Origin of the sequence: Agrobacterium sp. rho-13.3 (genome assembly GCF_033957765.2) — a bacterium.
Classification (GTDB): Bacteria; Pseudomonadota; Alphaproteobacteria; order Rhizobiales; family Rhizobiaceae; genus Agrobacterium.
This window is the reverse complement of record NZ_CP192774.1, coordinates 708,345-728,843: the sequence shown is the minus strand read 5'-3', so window position 1 is coordinate 728,843 and position 20,499 is coordinate 708,345. Positions and strand designations below refer to the sequence as shown.

General features: G+C 57.5%; 22 protein-coding genes. 10 read left to right on the top strand and 12 right to left on the bottom strand.

Annotated features, from left to right (window positions below; all coding sequences use genetic code 11):
* Positions 1–23: 23 nt before the first annotated feature.
* From RMR16_RS03610 to RMR16_RS03590, 5 genes are all read left to right on the top strand, one after another.
* Positions 24–872, top strand: a complete 849-nt coding sequence (locus RMR16_RS03610) for a YgfZ/GcvT domain-containing protein (protein WP_320199364.1) — start codon at positions 24–26, stop codon at positions 870–872.
* A 2-nt stretch (positions 873–874) separates the two neighbouring features.
* The gene (locus RMR16_RS03605) at positions 875–1,486 is read left to right on the top strand and encodes an HD family hydrolase (protein WP_320199363.1); all 612 of its coding nucleotides are present in this window, start codon (positions 875–877) and stop codon (positions 1,484–1,486) included.
* Positions 1,483–2,001, top strand: a complete 519-nt coding sequence (locus tag RMR16_RS03600; protein WP_320199362.1) for a tyrosine phosphatase family protein — start codon at positions 1,483–1,485, stop codon at positions 1,999–2,001. Before RMR16_RS03605 ends, RMR16_RS03600 begins: the two co-directional genes overlap by 4 nt.
* A 78-nt stretch (positions 2,002–2,079) precedes the next feature.
* Positions 2,080–2,901 (top strand): mechanosensitive ion channel family protein, encoded by an 822-nt coding sequence (locus RMR16_RS03595; protein ID WP_320199361.1) that lies wholly within the window; start codon positions 2,080–2,082, stop codon positions 2,899–2,901.
* A 158-nt stretch (positions 2,902–3,059) separates the two neighbouring features.
* Positions 3,060–3,746 (top strand): metal-binding protein ZinT, encoded by a 687-nt coding sequence (locus RMR16_RS03590; protein ID WP_320199360.1) that lies wholly within the window; start codon positions 3,060–3,062, stop codon positions 3,744–3,746.
* A gap of 65 nt (positions 3,747–3,811) precedes the next feature.
* Here RMR16_RS03590 and RMR16_RS03585 read toward each other — a convergent pair whose 3' ends face one another.
* The 3 genes from RMR16_RS03585 to RMR16_RS03575 all read right to left on the bottom strand — a co-directional run bounded on the left by RMR16_RS03585 (position 3,812) and on the right by RMR16_RS03575 (position 6,637).
* The gene (locus tag RMR16_RS03585; protein WP_320199359.1) at positions 3,812–4,630 is read right to left on the bottom strand and encodes an ABC transporter permease; all 819 of its coding nucleotides are present in this window, start codon (positions 4,628–4,630) and stop codon (positions 3,812–3,814) included.
* The gene (locus RMR16_RS03580; RefSeq protein ID WP_320199358.1) at positions 4,627–5,415 is read right to left on the bottom strand and encodes an ABC transporter ATP-binding protein; all 789 of its coding nucleotides are present in this window, start codon (positions 5,413–5,415) and stop codon (positions 4,627–4,629) included. The genes RMR16_RS03585 and RMR16_RS03580 overlap by 4 nt, the downstream gene beginning before the upstream one ends.
* A gap of 181 nt (positions 5,416–5,596) precedes the next feature.
* Positions 5,597–6,637, bottom strand: a complete 1,041-nt coding sequence (locus RMR16_RS03575) for an ABC transporter substrate-binding protein (RefSeq protein WP_320199357.1) — start codon at positions 6,635–6,637, stop codon at positions 5,597–5,599.
* Positions 6,638–6,922: 285 nt separating this feature from the next.
* Here RMR16_RS03575 and RMR16_RS03570 point away from each other — a divergent pair, with 285 nt between their 5' ends.
* The 5 genes from RMR16_RS03570 to RMR16_RS03550 all read left to right on the top strand — a co-directional run bounded on the left by RMR16_RS03570 (position 6,923) and on the right by RMR16_RS03550 (position 14,380).
* Positions 6,923–8,497 carry a VOC family protein gene (locus RMR16_RS03570; protein ID WP_320199356.1) on the top strand — a complete coding sequence of 525 codons (1,575 nt, stop codon included), beginning with the start codon at positions 6,923–6,925 and terminating at the stop codon, positions 8,495–8,497.
* 51 nt (positions 8,498–8,548) lie between these two features.
* On the top strand, positions 8,549–11,299 hold the full coding sequence (locus RMR16_RS03565; protein ID WP_413785980.1) for a DUF2339 domain-containing protein: 2,751 nt from the start codon (positions 8,549–8,551) through the stop codon (positions 11,297–11,299).
* A gap of 1 nt (position 11,300) precedes the next feature.
* Positions 11,301–11,942 carry an HD domain-containing protein gene (locus RMR16_RS03560; RefSeq protein WP_320199354.1) on the top strand — a complete coding sequence of 214 codons (642 nt, stop codon included), beginning with the start codon at positions 11,301–11,303 and terminating at the stop codon, positions 11,940–11,942.
* Between the two features lie 8 nt (positions 11,943–11,950).
* On the top strand, positions 11,951–12,796 hold the full coding sequence (locus tag RMR16_RS03555) for an MOSC domain-containing protein (RefSeq protein ID WP_320199353.1): 846 nt from the start codon (positions 11,951–11,953) through the stop codon (positions 12,794–12,796).
* Between the two features lie 357 nt (positions 12,797–13,153).
* Entirely contained in the window at positions 13,154–14,380 is a 1,227-nt protein-coding gene (locus RMR16_RS03550) for an MFS transporter (protein WP_320199352.1), read from the top strand.
* 8 nt (positions 14,381–14,388) lie between these two features.
* On the opposite strand, the gene recO is transcribed toward RMR16_RS03550, so the two are convergent.
* The 9 genes from recO to RMR16_RS03505 all read right to left on the bottom strand — a co-directional run bounded on the left by recO (position 14,389) and on the right by RMR16_RS03505 (position 20,467).
* Positions 14,389–15,153, bottom strand: a complete 765-nt coding sequence (gene recO / locus RMR16_RS03545; RefSeq protein WP_320199351.1) for a DNA repair protein RecO — start codon at positions 15,151–15,153, stop codon at positions 14,389–14,391.
* Between the two features lie 90 nt (positions 15,154–15,243).
* Positions 15,244–15,600: a response regulator gene (locus RMR16_RS03540; protein ID WP_320199350.1), complete on the bottom strand. Its 357-nt coding sequence runs from the start codon at positions 15,598–15,600 to the stop codon at positions 15,244–15,246.
* Positions 15,601–15,752: 152 nt separating this feature from the next.
* Positions 15,753–16,505 carry a Crp/Fnr family transcriptional regulator gene (locus tag RMR16_RS03535; protein WP_320199349.1) on the bottom strand — a complete coding sequence of 251 codons (753 nt, stop codon included), beginning with the start codon at positions 16,503–16,505 and terminating at the stop codon, positions 15,753–15,755.
* An 80-nt stretch (positions 16,506–16,585) separates the two neighbouring features.
* Complete coding sequence (era, locus tag RMR16_RS03530) at positions 16,586–17,575, bottom strand: GTPase Era (RefSeq protein WP_320199348.1); 990 nt, start codon at positions 17,573–17,575, stop codon at positions 16,586–16,588.
* Positions 17,576–17,586: 11 nt separating this feature from the next.
* The gene (gene rnc / locus RMR16_RS03525; RefSeq protein ID WP_320199347.1) at positions 17,587–18,306 is read right to left on the bottom strand and encodes a ribonuclease III; all 720 of its coding nucleotides are present in this window, start codon (positions 18,304–18,306) and stop codon (positions 17,587–17,589) included.
* The gene (gene lepB, locus RMR16_RS03520; RefSeq protein ID WP_320199346.1) at positions 18,303–19,049 is read right to left on the bottom strand and encodes a signal peptidase I; all 747 of its coding nucleotides are present in this window, start codon (positions 19,047–19,049) and stop codon (positions 18,303–18,305) included. The genes rnc and lepB overlap by 4 nt, the downstream gene beginning before the upstream one ends.
* A 142-nt stretch (positions 19,050–19,191) precedes the next feature.
* A complete protein-coding gene (gene acpS, locus RMR16_RS03515) occupies positions 19,192–19,596 on the bottom strand; it encodes a holo-ACP synthase (protein WP_320199345.1) in 405 nt (134 codons plus the stop codon).
* Entirely contained in the window at positions 19,593–20,120 is a 528-nt protein-coding gene (locus RMR16_RS03510; protein WP_320199344.1) for a DUF2062 domain-containing protein, read from the bottom strand. The genes acpS and RMR16_RS03510 overlap by 4 nt, the downstream gene beginning before the upstream one ends.
* 200 nt (positions 20,121–20,320) lie before the next feature.
* A complete protein-coding gene (locus RMR16_RS03505; RefSeq protein WP_320199343.1) occupies positions 20,321–20,467 on the bottom strand; it encodes a DUF3563 domain-containing protein in 147 nt (48 codons plus the stop codon).
* Between the last annotated feature and the right edge of the window lie 32 nt (positions 20,468–20,499).

Below are 20,499 nucleotides of genomic sequence, written 5' to 3'. Positions count from 1 at the left end.
AACAAACCCGAACGGTAACGCCCATGTCCTCTGCCTTTCTCTCAAATCGCACATTCATCCGTGTTTCCGGCACTGGAGCCACGGAGTTTCTGCAAAATCTGATCACGCCCGATCTCGAATCACTGCCCGACGGTGAAGCACGCGCAGGCGCGCTGCTGACGCCGCAGGGCAAAATCATGTTCGAATTTCTGATCTGGCGCGATGGTACGGACTATGTGCTGGAAACGAGTGCCGACCAGCAAGACACCCTGCTTCGCCGCCTGACCATGTACAAGCTGCGCGCACCAGTGGATTTAAAGGTGGACGACGCCGAAGGCGTCAGCGTCTTCTGGGACGAAAATGCACCGGAAGGTGCGATCAAAGACAGCCGTTTTGCCAAAGCGGGTATCGCGCTTTATCGCTTGGCCGGTCCGTCCGTTTCGGGTGATGCCTCCAGCTATGATGCTCTGCGCATTGCCACAGGTATTGTCGTTGCGGGTGCCGACTACGCGCTGCAAGACGCTTTCCCCCATGATGTGCTGATGGATGTGAATGACGGCGTTTCTTTTAAAAAAGGCTGCTTTGTGGGGCAGGAAGTCGTTTCCCGCATGAAACATCGTGGCACGGCGCGGCGGCGCGTGGTGATTGTTTCTGGCGTGGCAGAGCTGCCGGCAACAGGCACGGACATTGTTGCGGGCGGCAAGCCCATCGGCACGCTCGGCACCGTTCTCGGCACCCAAGCGCTGGCCATCATCCGCACCGACCGTGCGGCCGACGCCATGGCATCGGGAGCAGACATCACCGCAGGCGGCGTTGCCGTTACCGTTGCGCTGCCCGCATGGAGTGGTCTCAGCTTTCCCGCAGTCGATCCCGCTGCCAACGCGGAGGACTGAGCGTGGCGGTGACGAAAACGCCACGCGCATGGCAACGTATGCTGTCCGGCAGACGGCTTGATCTACTGGACCCCTCGGCGCTGGACGTGGAGCTTGCCGATATCGCACATGGCCTTGCCCGCGTTGCGCGCTGGAATGGCCAGACACGCGGCGACCACGCATTTTCCGTGGCGCAACACAGCCTGATTGTCGAGACGATTTTCTGCCGCCTGAATGCGCTGGCCTCGCCGGATGACATGCTGATGGCACTGCTGCACGATGCGCCGGAATATGTGATCGGCGATATGATCTCGCCGTTCAAAGCCGTCGTTGGTGGCGGTTACAAGCTGGTGGAAAAGCGGCTGGAGGCAGCCGTGCACCTGCGTTTTGCCCTGCCGCCGCATCCGTCCAAAGACCTCAAGGACCGCATCAAGAAGGCGGATACGGTTGCGGCGTATTTCGAGGCGACGGAGCTTGCCGGGTTTTCCATGGCAGAAGCGCAGAAGTTTTTCGGCCTGCCCCGCGGCATCACCAAAGACATGTTCGAGATCGAGCCCGTTCCGGCACTGGAAGCGCAAGGCCGCTTCATGACCCGTTTCGAGGCCATCGAAACGCTTCGGAAAGCCAAACCATGAGCGCGATCATCGTTTCACCGCTGTCACGCATTGCGGAAATGGCCGTTCGCCACAAGGCCCGTGAAATGGTGACGTTGATTGCCAGGGAGCAGGCGTTTCACCGTCCCGCAGTGATTGCTCCGGAGCGTCACCTGACGCTGCAAATGAACGACATCACCTTCAAAGGCACCGACAAGCTGATCGCGCCGGATGATGTGCACGTTCAAATGCTGATCGATTTCGCCCATAAGTGGGTTCAGTCCGCACCCCTGCTGATCCACTGCTGGATGGGCGTGTCCCGCTCACCCGCCGCAGCCATCATTGCAGCACTTGCCCTTTACCCTGAGCAGGACGAAGGCGCGCTTGCCGCCCGGCTTCGCGACGTGTCTCCCTATGCCACGCCCAATGCCCGCATTGTCGAAATCGGCGACCGGCTTCTGGGCCGTGGCGGAGCATTGGTTGCCGCCATCAAAAAAATCGGCCGCGGCGCAGATGCGGATGGCAGCGTACCGTTCGTCTTGCCGCTGAAAGCGTAGAGACCGATAATTGCGGAACCCTCCTCCGCGTCGCTCGTTACCAAAACGAGCTATTTTGAAAACGAACAAGGGCATCTTATGGAACAACAGGCAACGGATCTCATCGTCGCGTCGCAGGCGGCACTTCGCCAGGCAAGCGCGCTGATGGTTCAATACTCCTTTTCGATTGTGGGCGCGTTTCTTCTTCTCATCATCGGCTGGATTGCGGCAACCCTGTTGCAGCGCTGGGCTTTTGAAGGATTGTCCCGCATTCGCGGGTTTGACGAAACGCTGGCGCGGTTCTTCTCCGGCGCAGTTCGTTATGTCGTCCTCATCCTCGTTCTCGTCATGGTGCTAGGCCAGTTCGGCGTTCAGACGGCTTCCATTCTCGCCGCTCTCGGTGCCGCCGGTTTGGCCGTTGGCCTTGCGCTTCAGGGCACGCTGCAAAATATCGCAGCGGGCATCATGCTGCTCGTGCTGCGTCCGTTTCGCGTTGGTGAATACATCGAAACCAGCGCCGTTACCGGCACCGTCGTGGAAATCGGTCTGTTCGCAACAGAATTGAAAACCAGCGATGGTCTTTACCGACTGGCACCCAATTCCACGCTTTGGAACGTGCCCATCACCAATTACAGCCGCTTCCCGTCCCGCCGCCATGAACTGAGCGTCACCGTACCAAAGGGCGAGAGCGCTGCGGAAGCACAGGACATGCTGATGGATGTCGTTCGCTCAGAAAGCCGCGTGCTGTTGGACCCCGCGCCCACAACCTTCATCGACTCCATCAGCAATGACGGTGCGACGGTGACGTTGCGCTACTGGGCGCGAAGCGAAAACTGGTTTGCCACCACGCGCGATGTCACGAAGGCGTTGAGACTTGCCTTTGATAAACGCGATGCTCAGCTGGCTGAACAAACGTTCTGACACCTACCCCATAAGGCGGCTGATCTCTTATCGGTCGCCGATCTTTTCCAAAGGGTGAACGCGCCGTCCTATTGCGCCATGGATCAGATGTGTCTATACGGCCTCATGTAACGTTATTACATATCAAATATAAACAGTATAAAGACGAGGTCCGTACGATGAAGAAAACCCTCACCCGCCTGACCAAAGTGTTTGCCATCGGCTCCATGCTGCTGGCAGCGGCGGCATCACCCTTGCTGGCCGCCGGAAACGATACATCATCGTCCAAGCCGCATAGTCACAGCCATGACCACGCTCACTCTCACGCCGATAAGGATGTCTATAACGGTTATTTCAAAGACGCTCAGGTCAAGCCGCGGATGCTCTCCGACTGGGAGGGAGACTGGCAATCGGTGTATCCGTATCTGCTCAACGGCTCGCTTGATCCCGTTATGGTGGAGAAGGCTGCACATGGCGACAAGAGCGCCGAAGAATACCGCGCCTATTATGCGATTGGCTACAAAACGGACGTCAACCGCATCGTGATCAAGGACGGGAATGTGACGTTCTATCGCGAGGGCAAGCCGCTGGAGGCGACATATGCGGACGATGGCCATGAAATTCTGACCTATAAAAAAGGCAACAGAGGCGTCCGGTATATTTTCAAGAAAATCAGCGGAGACGAAACGGCGCCGCAATTCATTCAGTTCAGCGACCACACGATCGAGCCCACCAAGGCGGAACACTATCACCTTTACTGGGGCAATGATCGCACGTCGCTGCTTGAGGAAGTGACCAATTGGCCGACCTACTACCCCGCCAACCTCGACGCCGCTGGCATCGTGAAAGAAATGTCGGCGCACTAGAGCGTTTCGGCTTTTTCTTCGAAGAGGATCGCCCCACCCTTGCGCGCGGGGCGGTCGTCAGCCGCTTACTGCCCCATGGTCGAGCGATGCGCCCAGCCGGTCATGCGTTTTTCGATCCATGCCATGACCGCGTACATGACGATGCCTTCCACGGCGAGCATAAGCAGGCCAGCGAAGACCAGTGGCACGTTGAACTGGCTCTGGGCCGAACTCATCATGTTGCCGAGGCCGTAGTTCGAGGCCACAGTTTCAGAGACCACCGAGCCAACGAAGGCGAGTGTGATGGCGACTTTCAGCGAACCGAAGAAATAGGGCATGGACCGCGGAATGCCGACTTTCAGCATGATGTCCATCTTTTTGGCGCCCAGCGCCCGCAACACGTCTTCCGTTTCCGGCTCGATCGTTGCAAGGCCGGTCGCGACATTGACGACGATGGGAAAGAAGGAAATCAGAAATGCCGTCAGCACCGCTGGCACGGTACCAATGCCGAACCAGATGACGAGGATGGGAACAAGCGCCACTTTGGGAATGGCGTTAAAGCCGATCATCAACGGGTAAAGACCGGCATAGATGGTCTTAGACCAGCCGATGAACAGGCCGATGGCGAGGCCAGCGACGACCGCCAGCGCAAAGCCGAGTGTTGTCGTATACAGCGTTTGCAGCGAGTTCTTCCAGATCGGCGACCAGTATTGCACGATGGCCTGCCCCACCCGCACCGGCGATGGCAAAATGGTCTGCGGCATTTTCAGTGCGTAAACCAGCAACTCCCACAGCGCAAACAGCGCCAGCGTATAAAGCCACGGCGCTGCCTTCACCCAGTTGATGCGTTCAACCAAGGGCTTGCGCGGCGTTGCAGCCACACGGCTTTCAACAAACATGCTCATGCCGCCACCCTCGCATGTGCGATTTCACCATGCAGCTGCTGAACCATGTCGTTGAAGCCCTTTTCATACATCAGGTCGAGTTGGCGCGGGCGTGCGAAAGGCACCTGATGCTCTGCCAGCACCCGGCCCGGCCTTGCGCTCATCACGAAAATCTTGTCGGCCAGAAACGTCGCCTCGCGCAGATCATGGGTCACGAGAATGATGGTGACGCGCTGCGCAGCATGGAGATCGCGGATGACGCACCACAGCTCTTCGCGCGTAAAGGCATCCAGTGCACCGAAAGGCTCATCCAGCATCAACAGGTCCGGCTCATGGATCAGTGCGCGGCAAAGATTGGCGCGCTGCTGCATCCCGCCGGAAAGCTGCCAGGGAAACTTGGAGCCAAAGCCTTTCAGCCCGACGATATCAAGCAGGCGCTCTGCCTTGGCAACATATTCCGCCTTGTGCGCGCGCAGTCGGCGGCGGTGTCTTTCCACGATTTCCAACGGCAGCAGAATGTTTTCCAGCGTCGTGCGCCATGGCAGCATGGTGGGGTTCTGGAAGGCCATGCCGACGATGGACACCGGCTCCGTGACCTGTTTATTCGCCACGATGACATTGCCTTTTTGCGGAATATGCAGGCCGGTGACAAGCTTCATCAGTGTGGATTTGCCACAGCCGGACGGGCCGACCACGGCTGCGAACTCACCCTTATCAACCTTGAGATTGAGGTTTGAGACGGCCAGCGTGCCAGCCGCGCCGCCATAGCGCATATCAACGCCATCGATTTCAACCAGATGAGGCATGGGGTTTCCTGTTCGTAGAATTCGTCAAAAGCCGCAGCAAATATTTTTCGTCATCCCGGACTTGATCCGGGATCCAGCAGTGCCGCGTCTGCGGCGGGAAAGAGTCCTTTTGCGATCAAGGACTTGATCGCGCTGGACCCCGGCTCAAGGCCGGGGTGACGGTAAACTCAACGGCACTCAATCACGGAAGCAAACGCTCGTCCTTCGCAGGCAGATAACTCGCATCAAAAACCTGCTCGGCCTTCACATTGCCCTTCAAACCAACGGACACTTTCAGCGTTTCGATGGAGGCGGCCAGACGCGCCGGGTCCACGCCGCCCATGCCGTGTTCAACCACATAAGGTGTCTTGATGTTCATGGCGTTCGCCATGGTCAGGCGCTGCAATTCGATGTCGGTGTTCAGCGTTTCGTTGCGCTTCAACACAGCGGCCACACCCTCTTGCGGGTTCTTGACCGAATCTGCAAAACCCTTGGCCAACGCCTTCAGGAAACCTTTGACGGCAGCCGGATTTTTCTCAGCAAAATCAGTGTTTACCAGCACCGAGTTGCCATACAGATTCAGGCCATGTTCAGCCATCAAAATGGTGGAGATATCGTCATCCGCAATGCCCTGCGCCTTGAGGTTCAGGATAACGGAGAAAGCGAAGCCGAAAACGGCGTCCACATCACCCTTGGCCAGCATCGGTTCACGCACCGGGAAGCCGATGGACTGGATATCGATCTTGCTGTCGTCGATCTTGGCAACCTGCTTGAACGCCTTCCACTGCGCAAAAGCGCCATCCGGCGGCGGTGCGCCGAGTTTCTTGCCTTCCAGCGACTTGGGATCACCCGTGACGCCCAGCGACTTGCGGCCCACGACGGCGAAGGTCGGGCGCTCATAGACCATATAAACGGCCTTCACCTTCTGGCTCGGGTCTTCATCCAGAAACTTCATGACGGAATTGATATCGCCAAAGCCCATCTGGTAAGCGCCGGTGGCGACACGCGGAATGGCCTCGACAGAACCATTGCCGCTATCGATGGTCACGTCCAGACCTTCGGCCTTGAAGTAACCCTTGTCCAACGCCAGCAGGAAACCGGCGGCTGGGCCTTCGAATTTCCAGTCCAGTGTAAATTTAATCGGCGTTTCTGCGTAGGCCGGAGCAAACGGTATTGAGAGACCTGCGAACATACCAATAGCGGCCATAGCCGCCGTTTTTGCAAACAGCCTACGCTTCAACATTCTGATCGTTCCCCTTGGAGATTTTTTTAAGTTGCGACCATACAACCCAATTTAAACCGTCATTGCAAGCATAAATCGCACACAATTTGACCATAAAATGAATACGTCTATATAATAGGCAGTTTGGTAATTCTGTTGGCGTGTCTAGTATGAATTTTGGGCAAAACGCTGCCCCTGTCACACGATTGTTCACAATGGCAACACATCGTTCGCAATTAACGGGATTGCGAAAAAACCCGTAGCGAAGAACATAAGGCACAGCAAAAAGACGCGGGAGACACCCAAATGACATCGGCCCTTGGCATTCACCACATCACCATGATTACCCGCAAAGTGCAGGCCAATGTGGATTTTTACACCGGCTTTCTCGGCTTGAGACTGGTCAAGCGCACGGCTGGCTTTGAAGACGCCATGCAGCTTCATTTGCTTTATGGAGACCATGCCGGATCGCCCGGTTCGCTCATCACGTTCCTTGTGTGGGAAGATGGCGGGCAAGGCCGGATTGGCTATGGTCAAACGCTGGAAATCTCGCTGGCCATAGATCCCGCCAGCATAGGCTTTTGGCTGACGCGCGCGCTTCAGGCGGGCATTCGCAGCGAAGGCCCGATGGAAGAATTTGGCGAGCACGTGATTCGCCTGAAAGACCCGGATGGCATCATCGTCAAACTGGTGGGCACCAAAGCTTTTGCGCAGGCCGTGCCGCATGAAGCACCGGGCATTCCGCTGGAACACGCCATCCGCCGCATTCGCGGCGCGACCGTTTTGAGCGAAGTACCGGAAGAAACGGAAAGTTTTCTGGCAAAGCACTTCGGTTATGCCCGCGTCAGCCAGAACGGTGCCATCCGCCGCGTGGTTTCCGGCTCCGGCGATATCATCGATGTGCGCGATGCGACCGGCTTCTGGTCCAGCGCACCCGGCACCGGCACGGTGGATCACATCGCCTTTCGCGCCGCAGATATGGATGATCTGAACGAGGCGCTGGGCAACCTGAAATCCCTCAACTCCTCCACCACGAACGCGCATGACCGCAAATATTTCGCGTCGCTTTATGTGCGTGAACCCGGCGGCGTCCTGATTGAAATGGCGACGGATGCGCCGGGCATGACGGTAGATGAGCCGCTGGAAACGCTGGGCGAAGAACTGTTCATCCCGCCGCTGTTCATGCGCGATGAAGAAGACGTGCGCGTGGCGCTGCCGCAATTTTCGCTGTACGGAGAGGAACGCGTCATTTACCGCGACCTGCCTTTCGTGCACCGGTTTTACACGCCTGCGGAGCCGGATGGCAGCACGATCGTACTGCTGCACGGCACCGGCGGCAGCGAAACCAGCCTGATGGCGCTGGCGCACAAAGCCAACCCACGCGCCACGCTGCTTGGCGTGCGCGGACGCAGCACGGAGGAAGATACGGCCCGATGGTTCCGCCGTTTTGCCGACTTCACCTTTGACGAGAAGGACATTGCCGCAGAAGCTGAAGCCTTCGCCGCGTTCATGGAAGGTGCCATGCACGCCTACGGATTGGATCGTACAAACCTCAGCTTCATCGGCCATTCCAACGGTGCGAATTTCCTTGCGGCCTTCTCTGCGCTGCATCCGCATTGCGCTGCCCATGCGCTGCTTTTGCGGCCCATGCCGGTGTTGACGCACTGGCCGGAGGCCGATCTTTCCGGCAATCACTTCACGCTGGCGGCTGGCGAAACGGACCGTTACCGCGAAAGGGCGTCTGAGTTGCAGCAGCACCTTGCCAGCAATGGCGCAGCCGCCACGGTGAAAACCCTGCCCCACAATCATGATCTGGGCCTTGAGGACGTGGAACTGGCAAAGTCCTGGGCAAAAGCATTGTCCACAACCGGCCTTGCATAACCTGTTAGAAAAGGCTTAAAAAACAGGACCATATGTGGGGTTCCTATGACACTGTTCCTGTTTCTGCTGATTGTCGGTTATATCGTCGCCTTTGTTTATACGCTGACGACGAGTTTCAAGAATTCGAAGCGGCTGGCGGCGGTGGAAACGGAACTGACGAACCTCAAGGCGCAAATCGCCACCGGCGGTGTGCCGATCGCGGCGCCTGAGCCGGAAGAGCCTCTGCTTGGTGCGGAGGAAGAGGACACCCCACGTCCCCAAGCGGAGCAGGAACCGGAAGCGGAATTGCCGATTGCGGCGCGGGCCGTTGCCGATGAGGAAACGTCCGCAGCGCCCCCCGCCCGCCCGAAGGAAAGCTTCGAGAGCAAACTCGGCGCACGCTGGGCCGTGTGGGTCGGCGGCATTGCGCTCGGTCTTGGCGGCATATTGCTGGTCAAATATTCCATCGAGAGTGGCCTTCTCAGCCCCGCCGTGCGCCTCGCCATGGCAGCAGTCTTCGGTCTGCTTTTGATGGCTGCGGGTGAAGCGATCCGCCGCAAGGCCGTTCCCGGCATCGCTGCATCCTATTCCAACGCCATGATTCCCGGTGTGCTGACGGCTGCGGGCGTATTGACGCTGTTCGGCGTCGTTTATGCCGCCTATGGCATTTACGACTATATCGGCCCTACTTTTGCTTTTGTGGCTTTGGCATTGGTTGCCTTCGCCACATTGGGTCTCTCTTTGCTGCACGGACAGGCGCTGGCCGGGCTTGGCCTTTTCGGCTCCATGGTCACGCCTGCGCTGATTTCCACCGAAACGCCGAATATCTGGGCGCTGTTCGGCTTCCTCACCATCTCTTGGCTTGCCACGGCGGCGGCAGCCCGCCGCCAGCGCTGGACGGTCGTTCCTTCTCTTGCCAATACGGGTCTGGGCCTCTGGGCGCTGGGCTATATCTTCGCGTCAACCACCGTGCAGGCAGAGCCTGTGATCTTCAGCTTGCTTGCGATGATTGCCGGCACGATCTGGATCTGGCCGGGCAACAGGTTCGATCTCGAGCATCACAGCGCCGTGGTGCCGAGTGCGGATGAGGGCGAAGCCCGGAGCGAAAGTGATAAGGAGAGAAGAGCAATCCGGGTGCTGCGCCTGCTTGCCCGCTCGCCTCTGGCGATCACGCTGACGGTATCGCTGGCCGCTGCACTGCCAGCGATTGCCTTCATCATCTCCGGCTCGGGCCTGTCCATCCACCCAACCTTTGCCATGACAGCGATTATCATCGCGCTGGCAGCGCTTGGTGCCAGCCGCAATTTTGCGGTCTGGCCTGCAATTTTTGCGGCACTGACGGCGCAGGCTGGCATTTCGATTCTGGGTCAAATCGCTCTGGACTTCGTTCCGGTGCTGGGCAACGCCCCAAGTATCAGCCTGCCTGCAACCAGCGTGGGCAGCACGGGCGATATCGCCGCGGCACTTTTGCTCGGTGCCATTTTTGTGGTGTTCGGCCTGACATTCATTGCACGCAAGGGTGCGCAGGATGAAGCCTTTGCCAAGCTGTGGGCCGTTATCGTCGCACTTTTCCCGGTCTGGATCGGCGTCACCAGCTTTGCGACATTCGGCAATCTCAGCCGGGATTGGCTGCACGCGGCCTATGGTCTGGCTTTGGGCCTTACGCTTCTCGCCAGTGCCGAATGGCTGCATCGGAAAAATAACGAAGCTTACAAATGGCCGCTGAATGCGCTGCTTGTCGGCTCATTTGCTGCCTTCGCGCTGACCATCCATGCCTTGACCGAAGGGCTGGCGACAACGCTGTTGCTCCCCATCCTCGGCTTTGGTTATGTGCTGGCCACCCGGTATCGCCCATGGCCTGCTCTGCCTTGGGTCATGGCCATTGCCTGCGGTTTCGTTCTGGGTCGCATTGCGTGGGAACCCACCATCGTCGGGCCGCAGAACCTTGGCACCACGCCTGTTTTCAACGCGCTTCTGCCCGGCTACGGCATTCCCGCCGTACTGGCCATCGCGTCGGCATGGTTGCTGCGCAACTGGCCAGGTGTGCGGGCCAAGAATTTCCTGCAAGCCATTGCCAGCCTCATGGGGCTTCTGGCCATCGCAATCCTCATTCGCCACGCCATGAATGGCGGCGTGCTGAACGACGCACAGCCGACGCTTGGTGAACAGTCGATCTATACGCTGCTGACGATAGGCATGTCTGGCGTGCTGATGACGCTGGACCTGAAAAGCCCAAGCCCGGTTTTCCGATACGGCTCGATGCTGGCGGGTGTCATTGCCATGTTCAACGTGCTGGTGGCGCATTTCCTCGCCCTGAACCCGTATTTCACCGGCGAAAATACCGGCCCATGGCCGTTCCTCAACCTGCTGCTCATCGGTTATCTGCTTCCGGCAATCGCCTATGGTGGATTGGCCTGGTATGCCCGTGGCAAGCGCCCGGCGCTTTACGTTACGCTGCTGGCACTCTCAGGTGCGGCGCTTGGTTTTGCGTGGGCAACGCTTTCGGTGCGCCGTTTCTGGCAAGGGGAAAACATCGCGGATTGGAAGGGTTTCCTTCAGGGTGAAACCTACAGCTATTCCGTCGTCTGGCTTGCCATCGGCGTATTGCTGCTGCTGCTCGGTTCGCGCTTCAACGCCAAAAGCCTGCGCCTTGCCTCAGCCGTTCTGGTGTTTCTGGCCGTTGCCAAGGCTTTCCTGATTGATATGAGCAATCTGGAAGGTGTGTTGCGCGCCCTGTCCTTCATTGGTCTCGGCGCGGTGTTGATCGGCATCGGCCTGTTCTATCAAAAGATATTGACCGCACAGCCCAAGGCAGAGGCGTGACATGCAGGCCCATGCTTTTGCGCCCTACGAGGCGCTTGCCGAAACGCTGATTCCACACGCCGCCGAAGGTGATGACGGATCGCATGATCTGGCGCATATCCACCGCGTGTTTCGCAACGCCACGCGCATTCACGCTCAGGAAGGCGGTGATGGAAAGGTGCTGGTGGCCAGCGTTCTGTTGCATGATTGTGTGGCGGTCGAGAAAAACTCTCCCCTGCGCGCGCAAGCATCGCGGCTGGCGGCGGAAAAGGCCTCTGGCATTCTCAGTGACTTGGGATGGAACGACACAGAAATCCAGGCGGTCACCCATGCCATCCTGACGCATAGTTTCTCCGCCAACATCGCGCCGGAAACGCTGGAAGCCAAAATCCTTCAGGATGCGGACCGGCTGGATGCCATCGGCATGGTGGGTGCGGCGCGTTGTTTTTACATTGCGGGCCGCATGGGGTCTGCGCTTTATGATCCCGCCGATCCGCTGGCAAAAAACCGTCCGCTGGACGACCGGCGCTTTGCCATCGATCATTTTGAAAACAAGCTGTTCAAACTGGCCGATGGTTTTCAAACCGAAACCGGACGGCAGATTGCCAAAGAACGACATGAGCGATTGCAGCAGGTTCTCGACCTGTTTCTGGATGAGATATGAGGCCCACAATGCGTATCACCGAACTGAATATCTATCCGTTGAAAAGCGGTCGCGGCATCTCCCTTTCGGAAAGCGCTATTTCTGCCGAAGGCCTGCCCGGAGATCGCCGCGCCATGCTGGTCGATCCTTCCGGCAACTTCATCACCCAGCGGGAGTTGCCGGCAATCGCCGCGATGATGGTGCGCGCTGAGGGACACGGATTTCATATCTCGATCGACGACAAGGGCGAGGTTCTCGCCCACCCCTCATCGACGCGCATCGATGCGACCGTCTGGAAATCCGTTGTCAATGCATCCGTCGCAACGGATGACGTCAATACAACACTTTCCGGCTGGCTCGGACGTGAGGTCAAATTCGTGTTTTTCGATGAGCAGGCGCAGCGCATCGCCAACGTAGATTGGACCGGCAACGAAACACCCGTCACCTTTGCAGATGGCTACCAGATCCTCGTCACCACCACTGCGTCGCTGGCCGCACTGAACGAAAATATGGCCGCCAACGGCGAAGATAGCGTCGGCATGGACCGCTTCCGGCCCAATATCGTGCTGGAAACAGACGAGCCATGGGCCGAGGACGAATGGGAAGCGCTGGAGATCAACGGCATCCGCTTCGATCTCGTCAAACCCTGCGCCCGCTGCATCATGACCACGCAAGACCAGCAAACCGGCTCCCGCGACGTGCCCTCCCCCATGAAAGCCATGGGCCGCATCCGCATGTCCGCCGACCGTCGCGTGCCCGGCGTGCTGTTCGGATGGAACGTGACACCACGCGGCGTAGGCAAGATTGCGGTTGGCGATGTGGCGAAGGTTGTGGCGGCGAGGCCGGAAGGTTGGGCGATCAAGAAGAGAGGTTGAATTAATTCGTTTGGCGCTTTGCGTTCGTAAATAGTGACCGGCAATGCGTGTGGCTTACCCCCCTCTGCCCTGCCGGGCATCTCCCCCACAAGGAGGGAGATCAGCAAGGCGCACGCTTCTTACTCCTGAAGCAAGGTCCAAGATGCGCGCGAGGTTGCAACGAGTCGATCTCCCCACCTGTGGGGGAGATGCCCGGCAGGGCAGAGGGGGGTAAGCCACACCCTCCATCGGGCATGACGTCCGAGCGCCAAAAGCGAAGCACAACGCATCAACAGCGCTGATATACCCGTCAAGAAAAGTCGCTAGCCTGATATGCCCGCAAAAGATAATATTATTCTCCAGCCGGGAGAATAATCCATGTCGATTGCTATACGCACCACCAAACGCCAGCACATGCCATGGCTGATTATTCTTGCCGGATCGCTGATCGCCGTTTTTACCTTCGGTCCGCGCTCGGCCATGGGCTTTTTTCAATTGCCCATGCTGGCCGATACGAGCTGGGATCGCTCGACTTTCGGGCTTGCGATGGCGTTGCAGAACCTGTTCTGGGGGCTTGGCCAGCCGTTCTTTGGGGCGGCGGCGGATAAATACGGGACCGGGCGTGTTCTGATACTCTCGTCTCTGCTGTATGCGACGGGACTTGTGTGCATGTCCTTTGGCACATCGCCATTTTGGCTGCACTTTGGCGGCGGCGTGCTTGTGGGTCTTGGCATTGCAGCGGGGTCTTTCAGCGTCATCCTGTCGGCCTTTGCCCGCCATGTGACGCCGGAACAGCGCTCCATGGCGTTCGGCATTGGCACGGCTGCCGGTTCGGCAGGCATGTTCATTTTCGCACCCATCAGTCAGGCGTTGATTTCTAATTATGGCTGGTCTGATGGTCTGGTGTGGATGGGCGCAATGATGCTGATGGTGCCGCTTCTGGCCTGGCCGTTGCGTGGCAATTCGTCGTCCGGCACCCAGTCTCAGGCGCAGTTTCAGCAAACGGCGGGGCAAGCGTTGAAGGAAGCGCTGGGTCACAAGAGCTATCTGCTTCTGACCACGGGCTTTTTTGTGTGCGGCTTTCAGGTGGCTTTTATCACGGCGCATTTCCCCGCCTATCTGGGAGATATCGGCATTGAGCCGCGTTATGCGGTGATTGCGATGGCGCTGATTGGCTTCTTTAATATTGCGGGATCGCTTGCCGCCGGTTTCATCGGTCAGCGTTATTCCAAGCCCTATTTCCTCGCCTATATCTATATTGGCCGGTCAATCGCGGTGACCGCCTTCCTGCTGCTACCGCAATCGCCACTCTCGGTCATTATATTTGCAGCCGTGATGGGCTTGTTGTGGCTTTCCACCGTGCCGCCGACAAATGGCCTTGTCGCCATCATGTTCGGCACCCGGCATCTTGGTATGCTGGGCGGTGTGGTCTTCCTGTCGCACCAGATCGGTTCGTTCCTCGGCGTGTGGATGGGCGGCTTTCTTTACGACAAGCTTGGGTCTTATGATCTGGTGTGGTGGCTGGGCGTTATCATGGGCCTGTTTGCAGCCGCCGTGCATTGGCCGATTGAAGAACGCGCGGTACAAAGACCCGCGACGGCTTAAGCCTCTAATCAGACTGCCCGTTGGACAGCGGGCAGCGACAGTTTGGTCTCCAAAGCCTTTAATGCCGCCTGCACGAAACCGTCGCGGGTGGCATTTTCGTTCATGCCTCGTGGCTCGTAAACATGCCGGGTCAGAAAATGGTTGGTGAGGCGAAAGGCTGCGGCAAGGCTCTGGCAATCAGCCGCCTTGGACTGTTCCGTACTGAGAAACGGTGGCAGCGAAAGCATACGGTCGGCATAGGGCGCGCCTGCGGTGCGGCACACTGCCCTGCCCGTTTTGGGTGACACATAGACCAGATCGGTGCGCAGACCTGTTGCCGCGCATTCCGTCAGGTCCAGCCCGAAGCCCAGATCGTTCAGCACGGCCAGTTCAAACCGCACGAACAGTTCCCCTGCATCCGCCGGATCCGAAAGATTGTCGAGAATCACATCCAGCGCTTCGTAAAGATGCGGGTGCGGATCACGCTCCGGCAAAAGCCGCAGAAGGGCGGCCATGGCCTGCACGCCGTAAACGGCGGTGGCCGTTTCCATCAATTGCGCAGCGCGCAGTTGCAAAGGCTCTATTTTATATTCGCCCAGATGATCATCCAGCCGCGCGCGCCAGATCACCTCAACGCGGTTTCCGGGCTGTAGCACAGGTTGCATATTGCGAGAGCGGCCAGACCGCACCATGCCCAGATGGCGACCACGCGTACGGGTCATCACCTCGGCGATGACACTCGTTTCGCCAAGGCGTTTTATGCCCAGAATGATTGCGTCGTCCTGCCACTGCATGAGGTGGTTTTCTCAACGTTGAGAGGGTGTTGCCGGAAGCAGATCCGGCGCCGATTCAACACAGTATAACCGAGGCAGCGGGCTTTGCGTCTAATTTTCCATCAATCGCGCAACGAATGCCTTCAGCTCGGTTTCACCGAATGGTTTGTCCAAGAGGTGAGCATCCGCAAAATCCGGCGGAAAGCCACTGGTATCGCCATATCCACTGACGAAACCGAAGCGAATCGAATGTTCCTTGAGATGGCGCGCAAGCTCATAGCTCATGCCATCCGACAGGCTAACGTCCAGAAGCACACAATCGGGCGTGGCACGCGAAAGTGATTCCTTTGCCTGAAACAATGTGGTTGCGATGTCGATGGATTTGACGCCCATGGACTGAAGGGATGTCTCGACATCCATCGCCACGAGATATTCGTCCTCCACGATAAGAACCCGCTGAGGCAACATGTTATTACTCTTCCCAAAAAGCGCGCGACACGCGGTGTCATGCGAATCTCCCACTAAAATATATGGGATTGATTGCTATGACATCGCAGATAGACGCCAAGACGTCATTTAAAAAAGACATAGCAAAAAGGTTGAGATTACATAAGGGTATTCTAAATAAAAGGTCGTGCCTGCTTGTTATCTCGATCCCAACTGGCAATCTGGGCAAGCCCTCCATCGTCCAGAACAAGACATCCCTTGTCCGTCCAGCGGATCAGATCGCGGTCCGCAAGTTTGCGCAACGTCTTGTTTGTATGGACGATAGACAGGCCGAGCGTATCGGCCACATGCTGCTGCGTGACGGGAATCAGCCGGTCTTTTTCCATCAAACCAACGCTCGATGCCTTGTCATAGAGGAATGCCAGAAGGTATGCCGCCCGCTCCAATGCGGTGCGCCGCCCGACACTCAGCAGGTGGCTGTCCAGCATCCGCTCTTCGCTGGCGGCAATCCAGGTCAGGTCATAGGCAAGGGATGGATGGTCGCCGAACAGGCTGTTCAGCCGACCGCGTTCGAAGACGCAGAGCGTAACCGGTGACAGCGCTTCGACAGAGTGCTGCATTTCGCCCATCACGGTGCCTTGCAAACCCACAAGATCGCCCGGCATCAGGTAATTGAGGATTTGGCGACGGCCATCTTCAAGGGTTTTGTAGCGAAAACCCCAACCGTTCAGCACGGTGTAAAGGTGAGCGCTGTGGGAGCCTTCCATGAGGACAATCGCGCCCGGCTCGACAGACAGTTCGCCTGTCTTAAAACGGGAGACGAAGTCCAGTTCCGGCGACGTAAAATCCCGGAAATGTGAGCGCGCCCTTAAAGGACATTGCTCACAAGGTGTGGTTGAAGTTCCGTTTGGCTTTTTGGGCGACATGAAAATCCGTGAGCAACAAAACCATTAAGGCTATCAAGGGCTTCAACCCCTGACAGCCGATTTGGTTCCGTTGTGCACAATCAATTTCGTGGGAATTCCAGACCCATTTCGCGGAAGCGTTCGGGATCATCGCCCCAATTCTCGCGCACCTTCACAAACAGGAACAAATGCACCGGCTGTTCGAGGATTTGCGAGAGCTCTTTGCGGGACGAAGACGAGATAGCCTTGATGGCCTCCCCGCCTTTGCCGAGTGCTATTTTCTTCTGGCTCTCACGCTCCACATAGATCACCTGTTCGATGCGAACAGAGCCATCCTTGCGCTCTTCCCACGATTCGGTTTCGACGTGGGACGCGTAAGGCAATTCCTGGTGCAGACGCAGAAACAGCTTTTCGCGGGTGATTTCGGCGGCCAGCTGGCGCATCGGCAGATCGGAAATCTGATCCTCCGGATAATACCACGGACCCTGCGGCAGTTCCGCCGACAGGTAGTTCATCAAGTCATCGCAACCCGAACCGGTGGTGGCTGAAATCATGAAGGTGCGCTCGAAAGGCACGATCTCATTGGCCGCAGAGGCCAGCTTCAGCAAATCCTCGCGCTGCACCTGATCGATCTTGTTGAGGCAGAGGATTTTCTTCTGGCGAACATCTTTCAAGCCTTCCAGAATGTTCTGCGCATCGCCCTTCAAGCCGCGTTCGCTATCGATCAAAAGCAGAATGATGTCGGCATCCTTGGCGCCGCCCCATGCGGACGTCACCATGGCGCGGTCCAGCCTGCGGCGTGGCTTGAAGATACCGGGTGTGTCCATGAACACGATCTGGGCATTGTCATGAATGGCAATGCCGCGCATCACGGCGCGCGTCGTCTGCACCTTGTGGCTGACGATGGACACTTTTGCGCCAACAAGGCGGTTCACCAGCGTCGACTTGCCCGCATTCGTCGGGCCAATCATCGCGACGAAGCCGGAATGAGTCGGTCTGGTTTCGACATTCTCGGTGCCGCCATTGTCGGTGCTGGTATTTTCGGTATCGTTGTCGTCTGCCGGCGTGGCGTCGATTTCATGTTCTGTCATGGGGTATCCAATCAATTTGCGGCAGACGGTTTCTGCCAAACGCCTTCGCGTTCCAATAGTCGTGTTGCGGCCATCTGCTCGGCAGCGCGCTTTGAGCGATCAACGCCCGTTTCCGGCGCAACGCCGGGTATTTCAACCGTCACCGTGAAACTCGGATCGTGGTCCGGTCCGGTGCGCTCGTCAATCCTGTATGATGGGGTTGCGGTAAATTTCGCATGCGCCCATTCCTGCAATTCGGTCTTGGCATCACGCCGCCCGGCATCAACACTGACGGCGCGTTTCTGCCAGTACTTTAAAATGAACTTGCGCGAAGCCTCCAGCCCACCGTCGAGATAGATGGTCGCAATCAGGCTTTCCACCACATCGGCGCGCACGTTGAGCATGGTTTTGCCGGTCAGCTTCTTCACGTCAGAGCCGGTGCGGATGAACAGATGAAGCGCCATCTCGTCGGCAATCGCGGCGCAGGAATCAGCGCTCACGAGTTGGTTCAGGCGAACGGAAAGCTCCCCCTCCGTTGCATGGCGGAAGGTGGCAAACAGCATTTCGGCAACGCACAGGCCCAGAACACGGTCGCCCAGAAATTCCAGCCGCTCGTAATTGCCTTCTTTGGCAGAACGGGCGCTTGCATGTGTCAAGGCCCGGTCAAGCCGGGCCTTTTCCTTGAATTCGTAACCGATGAGAGCTTCCAGACGGCCAATTTCGTCCATCGAAAGCGGCTTGGCCTTACTCATTTCACGCCCTTGAACAGACGGTCCCAACGCATGTTGGCAGGCCAGTCCCAAATACGGCTGAACGGTGTGTCGTTGCCAAGCGAGAAGAAGATGACGCTTGCGCGACCAATCAGGTTTTCAGCAGGCACGAAACCAACGTCGAAACGGCTGTCCAGCGAGTTGTCGCGGTTGTCGCCCATCATGAAATAATGGCCTTCCGGCACGATGAATTCGCGGGTGTTGTCGCCACGCGAGTCAGGCGACTGGTCCAGCGTGTCATAGGTCACGCCGTTGTCCAGCGTTTCGCGGAACACAGGCACGTTGGCGCCGGGATCAGCACGGTAATCAGAGGTGAATACGCCGTCTGCCTGCTTGGGAACAGGGGTGCCATTGATGAACAATACGCCGTTCGTCACCTGAATGCGGTCACCCGGCAGGCCAACGAGGCGCTTGATGTAATCGACATCAGGGTTTGGCGGCAGGCGGAACACCACCACATCGCCACGCTTGGGTTCGCTGAATTCCAGAATACGACCGGAAAACAGGTTCGGCGAAAACGGCAGCGAATATTTCGAATAGCCGTAGGAGAACTTGTTCACGAACAGGTAGTCGCCCACCAAAAGCGTTGGCATCATGGAGCCGGACGGAATGGTGAAAGGCTGGAAAAGCACCGTGCGGATAACCATTGCCAACAGCAACGCCTGAACGATGACTTTGACGTTTTCCCAAAGGGCGCTTTGCTTCTTCTCAGCTTTTTCGGACACTTAACGACCTGCCTGCTTGTGCTTCATTTTGAGCGACTTCTCTAAAACGTTTCCAGAACAAAAGAAAGCGTTTCCATGGGTTATGGGTCTGTAAACCCGCGTAACCACCGCAATTCGACGTTATTTGGTTACCGGAAGCGCATCATTTAATGAGCGGAAGCGCTTCAATAATCACAAAGGCTTGTGCGTAAGGAAACTCATCCGTGATCGTCAGATGAATGACGGCCTCGTGGCCTGCGGGCAGAAGCTTTGCCAGCCGCGTGGCGGCGCCATTGGTCAACAGCATGGTCGGCTTGCCGCTGGGCAGGTTGACGACGCCCATGTCTTTCCAGAAAACGCCCTGCGCCAAGCCTGTTCCCAAAGCCTTGGAACAGGCCTCCTTGGCGGCAAAACGCTTTGCATAGGATGCTGCCCGGTTTTTGCGGCCATCGGATTTGGCCTGCTCGATCTTAGTAAAACAGCGATGCGTGAAACGGTCGCCGAAACGCGAGATGGAGGTCTCGATACGCCTGATATCGATGAGATCGCTGCCCATGCCTATAATCATTTGATGGCACTCAGAGCGGAATTGCGATTGGCGGCGTGCTGCGCCAGCAACTGGTGCTTTCGCGTTCTGAAACCGCGAATGATTGCGTAAACGCTGACATAGGCGATGATGGCCGACAGGGCTGCGGGAATAAGCGCGCCCACGGTCATCGGCTCCAGCACGGGCCGCCACAGTTGCAGGAAATTCATGTGGCTGAACATCGTCACGAAATCGACATGACCAGACGCGTTTGAATCACCACGTCCAAGCATGAAGTGACCCAACTCCCAGGTGGAGGCCCAGATCAGGGGAAATGTTATGGGATTGGCAAAGGTTGTGCCGAGCGCGGCAGCAACGAGATTGGCTCTCAGGATAAAACCGAGCGCCATGGCGATGATGATGTGGACGCCGAGAAAAGGCGTCCATGCGACTGCCACGCCAATCGCCACACCCGCCGCCACGGAATAGGGCGAAGCCGACAGCCGCACGAGCTTCAGCTTCATATAACGAAGCGAACGGCGAAATCCCATGCGCGGCCAAATCATGGCGCGCAATCTTTCAAGAGAACCAACGGGTGTACGGCGACGAAACGGCATGGTGCCAACTTATTGCATCATTTCGATTACGCCAAGGGGAGAAAGTCTCGACCCCGACCCGAATGGCGCATTTCAAACGCGCCATCTTACGCTGTACGTCGGTAAACCGGCATACTTACACACCGACATGGCCGGTATGCATTTTTGAGTTAACGGCGGAACATGCCACGGTCAACTTCACGCTGGCGGAATTCCAGGTCGATGCGCGATGCAGAATCGCTGAGGTAATCGAATTCGCGTTCCTGAACAGTCTTGCCACGAACAGCACGGGCGATCTTACGGAGTGGTCCAAACATCTTCTTTTCCTTTTCAGAGACAACGGCCACAT

Excerpts from the sequence above, each read along its gene's own strand:
- RMR16_RS03550 (WP_320199352.1), top strand. The coding sequence starts at position 13,154 with ATGTCGATTGCTATACGCACCACCAAACGCCAGCACATGCCATGGCTG.
- RMR16_RS03570 (WP_320199356.1), top strand. The coding sequence starts at position 6,923 with ATGACATCGGCCCTTGGCATTCACCACATCACCATGATTACCCGCAAA.
- RMR16_RS03575 (WP_320199357.1), bottom strand. The coding sequence starts at position 6,637 with ATGTTGAAGCGTAGGCTGTTTGCAAAAACGGCGGCTATGGCCGCTATT.
- era (WP_320199348.1), bottom strand. The coding sequence starts at position 17,575 with ATGACAGAACATGAAATCGACGCCACGCCGGCAGACGACAACGATACC.
- RMR16_RS03540 (WP_320199350.1), bottom strand. The coding sequence starts at position 15,600 with ATGTTGCCTCAGCGGGTTCTTATCGTGGAGGACGAATATCTCGTGGCG.
- RMR16_RS03595 (WP_320199361.1), top strand. The coding sequence starts at position 2,080 with ATGGAACAACAGGCAACGGATCTCATCGTCGCGTCGCAGGCGGCACTT.
- RMR16_RS03585 (WP_320199359.1), bottom strand. The coding sequence starts at position 4,630 with ATGAGCATGTTTGTTGAAAGCCGTGTGGCTGCAACGCCGCGCAAGCCC.
- recO (WP_320199351.1), bottom strand. The coding sequence starts at position 15,153 with ATGCAGTGGCAGGACGACGCAATCATTCTGGGCATAAAACGCCTTGGC.
- RMR16_RS03580 (WP_320199358.1), bottom strand. The coding sequence starts at position 5,415 with ATGCCTCATCTGGTTGAAATCGATGGCGTTGATATGCGCTATGGCGGC.
- RMR16_RS03555 (WP_320199353.1), top strand. The coding sequence starts at position 11,951 with ATGCGTATCACCGAACTGAATATCTATCCGTTGAAAAGCGGTCGCGGC.
- RMR16_RS03610 (WP_320199364.1), top strand. The coding sequence starts at position 24 with ATGTCCTCTGCCTTTCTCTCAAATCGCACATTCATCCGTGTTTCCGGC.
- RMR16_RS03600 (WP_320199362.1), top strand. The coding sequence starts at position 1,483 with ATGAGCGCGATCATCGTTTCACCGCTGTCACGCATTGCGGAAATGGCC.
- rnc (WP_320199347.1), bottom strand. The coding sequence starts at position 18,306 with ATGAGTAAGGCCAAGCCGCTTTCGATGGACGAAATTGGCCGTCTGGAA.
- RMR16_RS03505 (WP_320199343.1), bottom strand. The coding sequence starts at position 20,467 with ATGTTTGGACCACTCCGTAAGATCGCCCGTGCTGTTCGTGGCAAGACT.
- RMR16_RS03560 (WP_320199354.1), top strand. The coding sequence starts at position 11,301 with ATGCAGGCCCATGCTTTTGCGCCCTACGAGGCGCTTGCCGAAACGCTG.
- RMR16_RS03590 (WP_320199360.1), top strand. The coding sequence starts at position 3,060 with ATGAAGAAAACCCTCACCCGCCTGACCAAAGTGTTTGCCATCGGCTCC.
- acpS (WP_320199345.1), bottom strand. The coding sequence starts at position 19,596 with ATGATTATAGGCATGGGCAGCGATCTCATCGATATCAGGCGTATCGAG.
- RMR16_RS03535 (WP_320199349.1), bottom strand. The coding sequence starts at position 16,505 with ATGTCGCCCAAAAAGCCAAACGGAACTTCAACCACACCTTGTGAGCAA.
- RMR16_RS03510 (WP_320199344.1), bottom strand. The coding sequence starts at position 20,120 with ATGATTTGGCCGCGCATGGGATTTCGCCGTTCGCTTCGTTATATGAAG.